This window comes from Mariniflexile sp. AS56, from assembly GCF_030552475.1.
Taxonomy (GTDB): Bacteria; Bacteroidota; Bacteroidia; order Flavobacteriales; family Flavobacteriaceae; genus Mariniflexile.
This window is the reverse complement of sequence record NZ_JAUPED010000032.1, coordinates 1-11,203: the sequence shown is the minus strand read 5'-3', so window position 1 is coordinate 11,203 and position 11,203 is coordinate 1. Positions and strand designations below refer to the sequence as shown.

Here is an 11,203-nt window from a genome sequence, read left to right as displayed (position 1 = left end):
TCAGTCGTGCCTCCTTCGCAATGACGTAATGCTTCATGTACAACGTCATGGCGAGGTACGAAGCCATCTCATGAAGTTTAGTTCCAAGTAAAAGGGTAACTCAAAATGAAGAGATTGCTTCAGTCGTGCCTCCTTCGCAATGACGTAATGCTTCATGTACAACGTCATGGCGAGGTACGAAGCCATCTCATGAAGTCTAGTTCCAAGTAAAATTGTAACTCAAAATGAAGAGATTACTTCAGTCATGCCTCCTTCGCAATGACGTAACGGTTCATGTACAACGTCATGGCGAGGTACGAAGCCATCCCATGAAGTCTAGCTCCAAGTGTAATTGTAACTCAAAATGGAGAGGTTGCTTCAGTCGTGCCTCCTTCGCAATGACGTAATGCTTCATGTGTACCGTCATGGCGAGGCACGAAGCCATCTCATGAAATCTAGCTCCAAGTATAATTGTAACTCAAAATGGAGAGATTGCTTCAGTCGTGCCTCCTTCGCAATGACGTAATGCTTCATGTGTAACGTCATGGCGAGGTACGAAGCCATCTCATGAAGTCTAGTTCCAAGTGTAATTGTAACTCAAAATGAAGAGATTGCTTCAGTCGTGCCTCCTTCGCAATGACGTAATGCTTCATGTACAACGTCATGGCGAGGTACGAAGCCATCTCATGAAGTCTAGTTCCAAGTAAAATTGTAACTCAAAATGAAGAGATTGCTTCAGTCGTACCTCCTTCGCAATGACGAAAAGTTTCATGTGTAACGTCATGGCGAGGTACGAAGCCATCACATGAAGTCTAGTTCCAAGTGTAATTGTAACTTAAAATGAAGAGATTGCTTCAGTCGTGCCTCCTTCGCAATGACGTAATGCATCATGTACAACGTCATGGCGAGGTACGAAGCCATCTCATGAATTCTAGTTCCAAGTGTAATTGTAACTCAAAATGAAGAGATTGCTTCAGTCGTGCCTCCTTCGCAATGACGATATATATGGATTTTACTAATCCTTAGCCTTCGCAAATAGATAAATCCAAATAACCCGAGATAACCTAAAATTAATCGTGCTAAACAAAATAGCAGTTCCAATAATAACGAAAAAAGAATGCAGTAAGCCCAGACCTAGCATGAAATGTGCAATGATAAAAGCAGCCACAAATTGAGCCACCGCCAGCGCATAACTTACAAACATAGCACCAAAGAAGAAACCGGTCTCCTTTTCATATTTAAAATTGCATTTTTTACACCTGTCGTACATCACAGGGATTTTAAAAAGCAATAAATTACCTTTACTCTCAAAAATAGCGCCCTCATTACAAATGGGGCATGTTCCTTTTAAAATGGGTGCTAACTTCATGTGTTCCTGTTATTTGTTGCCTGCAAAATTAACGATATATTAAAAGATACGCACCTTCTCTTTTTCGCTATTTTTTGTACTTTTAAGACATAATTGATGCCGTTATGAATATTCCCATACTCCATATAGGACAGTTTGAGCAAGATGTGCCCATGTCCGATTTTTACAGTAACGATTTGCCTAGTCATTTACATAAAAACAAAAACCACTTTGATAAACCGCACCGGCACAACTTTTTTCTCTGCGTGCTTTTTACAGCAGGCACGGGCACGCACGATATCGATTTTAATTCCTATCCCATAAAACCAGGCAGCGTTTTCTTTTTAACACCGGGGCAAACCCATTTCTGGAAATTCGACACCGCGCCCCAAGGTTATATATTTTTCCATACGCCCGATTTTTACGAGCTTCACTTTTCAAAAAGTAAACTGGAACAATTTCCTTTTTATTATGTGCATAAAAACAGTCCGAATCTCGAATTAAGCAGCGAAGTCATGCAGCACAGTGCCTTAAAATTTAAAGAAATAAACCAGGAGTTTCACCAAAACTTACCTTATAAAAAGCAAAAAATAGCGAGCCTTATTAACACGGTTTATATCGATTTGGCAAGACAATACACCGCCATACATATAGATGTAAACAACACATCGGTAACTTATTTAGAGACTTTACGGGTTTTAGAGAAAGTGATAGAAACGCATTATAAAACCGAGAAATCGGCGCAATTTTATGCCAACGCCTTGCATGTAAGTCCCAAACATTTAAACCGCATTATTAAAACCATTCTCGGAAAAACCACGACCCATTTAATCACAGAACGCGTTATTCTAGAAGCTAAAAGGTACATTGTGCATTCTGGTAATGCCTTGTCTAACATCTCAGAAATTTTAGGCTATAGCGACTATGCGTATTTCTCAAAAGTGTTTAAGTTGAAAACGGGGTTGACGCCTTTGGGGTTTAAAAAGAAGTATCGGTAGGGTGTTGTATGTGAAATAATACAAGTTGAAGTGTTTTGTTGTTTATTTGTAAGGGTGTTTTAGTTATGTTTGTAGGTTTATATAACGAGTATATAGATAATTGTCTACATCTGGTTGTTGTGCTTAATGCGAAAAAACCGAGAACTAATCAAAAACATTGAATGGAAAAAGAAGCAATATTCAAACAATTACAATCTTGGACAAATAATATTCCACTTATAATTCTTGGTAGTGGAGCTTCTGTTCCTTTTAAACTTCCTTCAATGTGGGTTTTAGGAGATTATATAAAAAACTCAATTAGTTTTACAGACACAAAAGACCAAAATCAATTCGCTGAATTTATTATAGAATTTGATAAAACTGGAGATTTAGAGACAACACTAACAAAACTTCAATTAAGAGAAAATGTACTTTCCGAAATTGTAAATAAGACTTGGGAATTAGTAAATAAAGCGGACTTAGAAGCTTATGAATATTTTATAAATAACAGTAATCAATTTCCTTTATCAAAACTACTTAAACATTTTTTAGACACAGCAGGAAAAAAAGTTTCTATAATTACAACAAATTATGACAGACTTGCAGAATACGCTTCAAGTTTAGCTAAAGCAGTTATTTGTACTGGTTATTCTCAAAACCCTATCGGGCATTTTTCTAACAGTATTCAATCAAATAATTTAGCTTCTTTAAAAGGTTATAAAGGACAAGTAAATATATGGAAAGTTCACGGCTCTTTAGATTGGTTTAAATCTAAAGAAGATGAAAATATCCAATTACCAATCCGACAAAATATTCCAAAAAATTACAGTCCACTAATAGTAACTCCAGGTTTAAGTAAATACTCAGAAACACACAACGAACCTTACAGAACTATTTTCACACAAGCCGACTCTGAAATTGAACAAGCAAATGGTTTCTTATGTATCGGTTACGGATTTAATGATATTCACGTACAGCCAAAACTGATTACACAAATTAAAAACAACAAACCAATAATAGTAATAACTAAAGAGCTTACTCCGAAAACTAAGCAATCAATTATTGATAATAACTGTAAAAACTATATGCTTATCGAAGAAGCAAACTCCAAAGACACAAAAATTTATTCTTCCAAATTTGGAGAAGTAATAATTGAGGATACTTCTTATTGGGAATTAGGCGAATATCTAAAACTAATAATCACATAAAACAACACTCTATGGCAATATTTAAATTTGAAGAATCTGCAACAATCGGAACTGTATTTAGTGTCGATACTGCAACAATCATAGTGAAAGTTGATGAATTAGATAAACTTCGTAAACTTCAAGTAAATCATTTAATTGCAGTTAAAAGTTCAAAAGCGGGGCAACATTTAATTGGTATAATAAGTAGAATTACACGAAAAGTTTCTGATGATGAAAATCCTGTAAATGAAGATTTAGGAATGACAAATTTCTTACTAACAGAAAACATTCTAAAAGTAAATTTAATAGGAACATTAATTGACAAGCACGGAGAAAAGGAGAATGTATTTAAAAGAACTTTAGACACAGTACCCGAAATTGAAGCAAATTGCTTTCCTATTGATGGAGAAAACATTACCAAATTTATGCAAACAATATCTTCGCAAGAAAACTATAAAGTACCACTTTCTCTAGGTAAATACTCAATTGACGAAAATGCAGAAGCATTTTTAGATGGAGATAAACTTTTTCAAAGACACGCAGTAATTGTTGGTAGTACTGGTTCTGGAAAATCTTGGTGTGTGGCAAAATTAGTAGAACAAATTGCAAAACTTCCAATGGCTAATTCTCTATTATTTGATATACACGGAGAATATAGTGGGGAAAGTTTTAAAACTGATGGAATTCAACATTTGAAAATTGCAAATCCAGCAGATTTAGGTAAAACAGGAAATCTCGAAAACAATGTTCTAATGCTTCCTTACTGGCTTTTAACATATGAAGAGATGCTAGCAATGCTATTAGATAGAAGTGACAGCAACGCTCCTAATCAAGCTATGATTTTTTCCAAAACAGTTTTTAACGAAAAAGTTAAATTCTTAGAAAGCATTGGAGATACTACTTTTAAAGATAGTATTACAATTGACAGTCCGATACCATATAAAATGGAAAATGTATTAAATGAAATAAAAAGATTAGATGCAGAAAGAGTTGCTGGAGCAAGAGCAAATACTGAGAAAGACGGTCCGTTTAATGGAAAACTAACTAGATTTATACAGCGATTGGAGGCTAAAAGCCAAGATAAAAGACTTGGTTTTATGTTTCAAGTTTCAGTTGACGAACTTGAAATTGATTGGTTGAATAAATTGTGCAATTCATTAATGCAAGGTTCTAATAATAATGCAAAAAAAGCAGGCGTAAAAGTTATTGACTTTTCAGAAGTTCCTTCTGATGTATTACCATTAGTTATTGGTTTAGTTGCAAGAATAGTGTTTACTGTTCAACAATGGACTGCAAACGATAAAAGACATCCAATTTGTTTATTATGTGATGAAGCTCATTTATACATCCCTGAAAGAACAAGTCAAGATTCTGCTTCCGAACTAGGTTTAAAGAATTTTGAAAGAATTGCAAAAGAAGGTAGAAAGTATGGAGTTAGTTTAACTGTTATTAGTCAACGACCAGCAGAAGTAAACAGAACAGTTTTAAGTCAATGTAACAACTTTATTTCATTAAGATTATCAAACGCAGAAGACCAAGCTGTAATCAAAAGACTTCTTCCTGATAATCTTTCAGGATTAACTGATGTTTTACCAATTCTTGATATTGGAGAAGCATTAATAGTTGGAGATTCCTCTCTTCTACCTACAAGAGTTATAATAGGCGAACCAACAATTAAACCTCAAAGTGCAACAATTAAATTTTGGGAAGAATGGAGCAATGAAAAAGCAGAACAAGACATATCAAGTGCAGTAATTGGATTAAGAAAACAATCGAAATAAAGCACTAAGCACAACAAAGAACTGAGGTAAAAAACAAGTCATTTCTTCAAAAATATTAGCACTATTATGTTGGGCTTAGAAATTCAAGTAGTTGATTTTCTAAGCTTTTTTCTCTAATTATTTAAGCAATGTGTAAGCTTCCATAATAACTGAACTGTTTAAAAGTGTAAAATAATTATTAATTTTAAACATAACCACCTAATAATTTTCACCCCAATCCATAAATTAACCTTATGGTATACCATGAAAAAATCATAATAACCAATTAAACCAAATCAACTCCCTGCTGTCTTAATACTGAAATAAAACATACAATACCTATGAAATTGATTAAAAGCACCGCAGTCCTATTCACCTTATTAAGTATGGCTGCATGCAGTTCTAGCGAAGACACCACAACAGAAGAGAATGAAGTACCAGAGGTTGGTACCGATGTGCCAGCGGTTTATTCTAAAATTTATGGCGCCTCAAGCATTACCAGCGATGGCACTTATATAACCATTAAAACAAGTGGTACGCCCGAGTATAAAAGTGTGTATTACCCAACCACAAATGCCTTGTATGAAGATTTTAGTGGTACCACCTACGGCGGCTATACCTTTAGGAAAAACCCAAATACCATTTCAAGTTTCGAATTTACCTTTAAAATACCTTTAAACCCGGTGGTAGCTACGAACCACAGAGCGACATCTTTGGGTGCAATTGGCGTTTCTTTAAATGGTGTGCCATTTTTCAACCAGTATGCAGGTCCAAACGAACAACCGTTAACTGATGAGTTTCAAAGTTTTGATAAATATTGGGGGCACCCCACTGCAAATGGTATGTTTCATTACCATATAGAACCTCTTTATTTAACCACGGTTAAAGCTGATAAATCGGCCTTATTGGGTTTTTTGTTAGATGGTTTCCCTGTGTATGGTCCTGAAGAAAATGGCGCAGACGTTACGGGTTTAGATATGTATCACGGGCATTCGCACGCAACAGCCGATTATCCTGATGGGATTTATCACTACCATGTTACCAATTCAGCACCTTATATAAACGGGAATGGGTTTTACGGAACTCCAGGAACAGTAAGTCAATAAATGAAACAGTTTTTTTTAATAGCTTTAGTACTCGTCGTTTTTGCATGCCAGCAAAAGTCTAAATCGCCTACCCAGCAAAAAGACATACCCAATGTGTATGTTGTAAAGTCTAAAGCTATTAAAATTCATGAGTTATATTATGTAGCCGGAAGTGAATATTCGGGCCATTTATATGAGTTGTACCCAGAAAGTACGGACACGCTTTTAGTTGAAAGTTACCATCTGGGGTTACGAGATGGGGTGTCTAAAAAATGGTATGAAGGCGGTGTTTTGATGGAATCTCGGTTTTATTCTGAAGGTAAAAAGGACGGTGAGCAAATTTCTTTTTGGGAAAATGGTTTGAAGCGTTTTGTGTATACAGCCAAAAACGATGCTTATGAAGGTGCGTTGCAAGAATGGAATTCAGAAGGTGGCTTGTTTCATTTAGGGAATTTTGAAAACGGTAGGGAAGAAGGCGCACAGAAATTGTGGTATGATAACGGAAAAATAAGAGCCAATTACGTGATTAAAGACGGTAAAAGGTATGGCTTATTAGGAACTAAAAATTGTGTAAATGTATCGGATAGTATTTTTATTACTAAGTAGTTTAAGCCTTTTGGGGTGTAAGGAGCAAGTAAGCAGCACGGTGGGTTTGCCTTATTATAACGAGCCTACATTTACGCCTGTTTTTATTAAGGATACCGGTGAAGTTACTCAGAAAATCACCCACACTATTAGTAATTTTGAATTCTTGAATCAGGATAGCGTGTTAGTGAATCAAAGCTTTATTGAAAATAAAATTCATGTGGCTAATTTTATATTTACGTCATGCGGTAGTATTTGCCCAACCATGACCAACCACATGAAACAGGTTGCAGATAGTTTAAAGACCGATGAACGTGTGGTGTTTTTATCTTATTCTGTAACTCCATGGCTAGATACGCCTAGTGTTTTGAAAAATTACCAAGAACGGGAAGGGGTGACGAATAAAAACTGGCAGTTTCTTACGGGATCCAAAGGTGATATTTATAAATTGGCGCGTCAGTCGTATTTTGCTGAAGAAGATTTGGGTTTTAGTAAAGATAGTACCGAGTTTTTACACACCGAACATTTTATACTTGTCGATAAAACCAAGCGCATTCGTGGTATTTATAATGGCACATTGGCCTTAGAAATGAACGCTCTTTTGGAGGATATACGAACTTTACAAGCGGAATAGTAACCTGTTGTTTTATAAGGGAACTTCATACCAGTCACCAATCTTAACATCTTATTAATAATCAATTAACTTGATTATACACCGAATGCGGCACCTTTGTGGTGTTAATCATATGGGCTAAATTCTGTATGAAACGTGTATGGTGGTAATAGAAAACTGTGTGTCTACACTGCGAGTAAACCCAACAACGTCCTGTTGTATTAGTGGTTTTGTTGTTTCCTTAAAATTTAAAAACAAAATAATATGGGCAATTACATGAGAAAAAGACCAGTAGAGGTCGTGGTGATTTCAGATGTGCATTTAGGAACCTATGGCTGTCGTGCCAAAGAGCTACTAAAATACCTAAAGTCTATAAAACCCGAGATGCTTATTTTGAATGGCGATATTATAGATGTTTGGCAGTTTAGTAAACGTTATTGGCCAAAATCGCATATGAAAATCATCAAACTTATCACCTCCTGGATAACCAAAGGTATCGAGGTACGGTATATAACCGGCAACCACGACGAGATGCTGCGTAAGTTTGTAGGCTTTCAAATGGGAAGTTTTAGTATTTCAAATAAAGAACTTTTAACTATCGATGGGAAAAAAGCTTGGGTGTTTCATGGGGATGTGTTTGATGTGACCATGCAGCATTCCAAATCCATAGCCAAACTTGGCGCGGTGGGTTACGATTCGCTGATTCTGCTAAACAGTGCCATTAATTTCTTTGCGTCTAAGTTTGGGAAAGGCCCCATTTCGATGTCTAAAAAAATAAAGAATAGCGTAAAATCGGCCGTGAAGTTTATTAATAACTTCGAACAGATAGCCTCGGATATCGCTATTGAAAATAAATATGATTATGTGATATGTGGCCACATTCACCAACCGGAAATAAAGCGTGTTGAAACTGCTCAAGGACATGTAATGTATTTGAATTCTGGTGATTGGGTAGAAAACCTAACGGCATTGGAATATTATGAAGGTGCATGGCATTTATTCACTTTTAAAGATCATTTTATACTGGAAGATAGCACGGAAACGGATAATGAAGAGGAAGAAGTTTTAGAGACTAAAGAGCTTTTTCAAAACATGATGAAAGAATTTCAAAGCGACGTGAAACCACCTAAACTACCCACATACTAAGTTTTATGAAAGTACTTTACGCCATTCAAGGCACAGGAAATGGTCACTTAAGTAGAGCACGGGATATTATTCCCATTCTACAAGAAAAAGATATCGAATTGGATATTCTGGTAAGCGGTACAGAGGCCGATATTAATATTCCATACCCTATAACTTTCCAGTTAAAAGGACTAAGTTTTGTTTTCGGAAAAAAAGGAGGTGTCGATGTTTGGAAAACCTATTTTAAGGCAAAAAGCATGCGACTTCACAAAGAAATTAATACACTTCCTGTTGAAAATTACGATTTAATAATCAACGATTTTGAACCCGTATCGGCTTGGGCCTGTAAACTGAAAAAGATACCCTGCGTGAGTTTAAGTCATCAAGCTGCCGTATTAGCTTCCAACGCCCCAAGACCAAAGAAAAAAGATGCTTTAGGGAAACTTATTCTTAAAAAATATGCGCCAACAACCAAGCAGTATGGGTTTCATTTTAAAGCCTATCAAGCCGATGTGTTTACGCCGGTAATTAGACAAGATATTCGGAATGCGGTTTGTAAAAAGGGCGACCATTATACGGTGTATTTACCATCGTATGATGATGAGAAAATTCTAAACATACTTTCTGAAATGAGCGAGGTTACTTGGGACGTGTTTTCAAAACGTACTAAAAAAGTGGTGGTTCATAAAAATATACGCTTGCAGCCCATAACCAACGAAACCTTTGTGCTAAGTATGGCAACAAGCCAAGGCATTTTGTGTGGTGCTGGTTTTGAAACCCCTGCAGAAGCGCTTTTTATGAAGAAAAAACTATTGGTAATCCCCATGAAAGGCCAGTATGAACAGCAATGCAATGCCGCCGCTTTAAAAGATTTGGGCGTGCCCGTAATAAAAGCATTAAAAAAGAAATATATAAAAAAAATGATGGCGTGGGTGGCAAGCGACGTGCTTGTAGATGTTGATTACCCTGATATCACCGAACAGATTATAGATCAACTTTTGCAAGAGCATCTATAATATAAAACCAGTTTATGGATTTTAACAATCCCCAAAAACCTTTCAACTTAAAACCTCAAGATTTCGGAAAAGACTTTGTTTTTGGAGTTTCTACCGCAGCATACCAAATTGAAGGAGCACATGCGGTGCATGATAAAGGCGCTTCGATTTGGGACCAATTTACTTCTAAAAAAGGGAACACCTTTAATAACCAACATGGGCAAGTAGCCTGCGATTTCTATACGAAGTTTGAAGCAGATATTTTACTAATGAAATCTATGAACATTAGTCATTTTCGGTTTTCATTGGCGTGGTCGCGTATCCTCCCAAATGGTACTGGCGCCGTTAGTATGGATGGGGTTGCGTTTTACAATCGTGTGATAGACTTCTGTCTTGAATGTGGAATAACACCTTGGGTGACATTATATCACTGGGATCTACCACAAGCTTTACAAGATCAAGGTGGTTGGGCACATAGGGACGTGCTGTCTTGGTTTAAAAACTATGCTCAAGTATGCGCCACCTATTTTGGCGACCGTATAAAACATTGGATAGTGCTAAACGAGCCCATGGTATTTACAGGAGCTGGCTACTTTTTAGGGGTACATGCGCCAGGAAATAAAGGTTTAAAAAACTTCTTGCCAGCGGTACATCACGCCATGATGTGTCAGGCGATTGGCGGTCGGGTGTTGCGTGCTATGGTGCCTAAAGCGTTTATTGGTACTACTTTTTCCTGTTCGGAAATAACGGCTTATAGTGAATCGGCTAAAGATGTGTTGGCAGCCAAAAAAGCTGATGCTTTGTTAAATCGTCTTTTTATTGAACCGTTATTAGGACTTGGATACCCCACAGAACATGTGCCCGTATTGGCTGGTTTAGAAGCCTATATAAAACCCAACGATTTAAAAGAGGCGGTATTTGATTTTGATTTTATTGGGGTGCAAACCTATACCCGTGAAGTCGTGAAACATAGTTATTTTGTGCCGTACTTGCGTTCTAAAATTGTAAAAGCGTCTAAACGAAATGTAAAAACCACGCTCATGGACTGGGAAGTCTATCCTCGTAGTATTTATAACATGATCGAGCGTTTTAACCAGTACCAAGGCATTCATAAAATATTGATTACTGAAAACGGAGCTGCCTTTCCAGACATGCTGTTTAATGGGAAGGTGCATGATAAAGAGCGTTTGCACTATTTACAAGCCCATATTGAACAAGTACATCAAGCAAAGAAAGACGGGCTTAATGTAGAAGGATATTTCGTGTGGACTTTTACCGATAATTTTGAATGGGCAGAAGGGTACCGCCCTCGGTTTGGTTTAGTATATACCAATTTTTCAACACAAGAACGTATTTTAAAAGCTTCAGGGAAATGGTTTAAGACCTTTTTAGGGAGTTAATTATTATAAGGTAATGTCATGGCGAGGCACGAAGCCATCTGGTAATTTATAGTTCAAATTAGATTAGTAACTTTTAATAGGCAGATTGCTTCAGTCGTGCCTCCTTCGCAATGACGTTTTGTTTGTTGTGGGGCGTCATGGCGAGGCAC

10 protein-coding genes are annotated in these 11,203 nt (G+C 36.7%); 9 read left to right on the top strand and 1 reads right to left on the bottom strand.

Annotated features, from left to right (window positions below; all coding sequences use genetic code 11):
• Nucleotides 1–994 precede the first annotated feature (994 nt).
• The gene (locus Q5N74_RS18440; RefSeq protein ID WP_304390469.1) at nt 995–1,348 is read right to left on the bottom strand and encodes a DUF983 domain-containing protein; all 354 of its coding nucleotides are present in this window, start codon (nt 1,346–1,348) and stop codon (nt 995–997) included.
• 104 nt (nt 1,349–1,452) lie between these two features.
• Here Q5N74_RS18440 and Q5N74_RS18435 point away from each other — a divergent pair, with 104 nt between their 5' ends.
• The 9 genes from Q5N74_RS18435 to Q5N74_RS18395 all read left to right on the top strand — a co-directional run bounded on the left by Q5N74_RS18435 (nt 1,453) and on the right by Q5N74_RS18395 (nt 11,054).
• The gene (locus tag Q5N74_RS18435; protein WP_304390468.1) at nt 1,453–2,325 is read left to right on the top strand and encodes an AraC family transcriptional regulator; all 873 of its coding nucleotides are present in this window, start codon (nt 1,453–1,455) and stop codon (nt 2,323–2,325) included.
• A gap of 161 nt (nt 2,326–2,486) precedes the next feature.
• Nucleotides 2,487–3,512, top strand: a complete 1,026-nt coding sequence (locus Q5N74_RS18430) for an SIR2 family protein (RefSeq protein WP_304390467.1) — start codon at nt 2,487–2,489, stop codon at nt 3,510–3,512.
• Nucleotides 3,513–3,523: 11 nt separating this feature from the next.
• On the top strand, nt 3,524–5,272 hold the full coding sequence (locus Q5N74_RS18425; RefSeq protein ID WP_304390466.1) for an ATP-binding protein: 1,749 nt from the start codon (nt 3,524–3,526) through the stop codon (nt 5,270–5,272).
• A gap of 320 nt (nt 5,273–5,592) precedes the next feature.
• A complete protein-coding gene (locus tag Q5N74_RS18420; RefSeq protein WP_304390465.1) occupies nt 5,593–6,357 on the top strand; it encodes a YHYH protein in 765 nt (254 codons plus the stop codon).
• Nucleotides 6,358–6,942: a toxin-antitoxin system YwqK family antitoxin gene (locus Q5N74_RS18415; RefSeq protein WP_304390464.1), complete on the top strand. Its 585-nt coding sequence runs from the start codon at nt 6,358–6,360 to the stop codon at nt 6,940–6,942.
• The gene (locus tag Q5N74_RS18410) at nt 6,911–7,555 is read left to right on the top strand and encodes an SCO family protein (protein WP_304390463.1); all 645 of its coding nucleotides are present in this window, start codon (nt 6,911–6,913) and stop codon (nt 7,553–7,555) included. The genes Q5N74_RS18415 and Q5N74_RS18410 overlap by 32 nt, the downstream gene beginning before the upstream one ends.
• Before the next feature lie 255 nt (nt 7,556–7,810).
• A complete protein-coding gene (locus Q5N74_RS18405) occupies nt 7,811–8,680 on the top strand; it encodes a UDP-2,3-diacylglucosamine diphosphatase (protein ID WP_304390470.1) in 870 nt (289 codons plus the stop codon).
• Nucleotides 8,681–8,685: 5 nt separating this feature from the next.
• Complete coding sequence (locus tag Q5N74_RS18400; protein ID WP_304390462.1) at nt 8,686–9,675, top strand: glycosyltransferase family protein; 990 nt, start codon at nt 8,686–8,688, stop codon at nt 9,673–9,675.
• A 14-nt stretch (nt 9,676–9,689) separates the two neighbouring features.
• A complete protein-coding gene (locus Q5N74_RS18395; RefSeq protein ID WP_304390461.1) occupies nt 9,690–11,054 on the top strand; it encodes a GH1 family beta-glucosidase in 1,365 nt (454 codons plus the stop codon).
• Nucleotides 11,055–11,203: the final 149 nt, after the last annotated feature.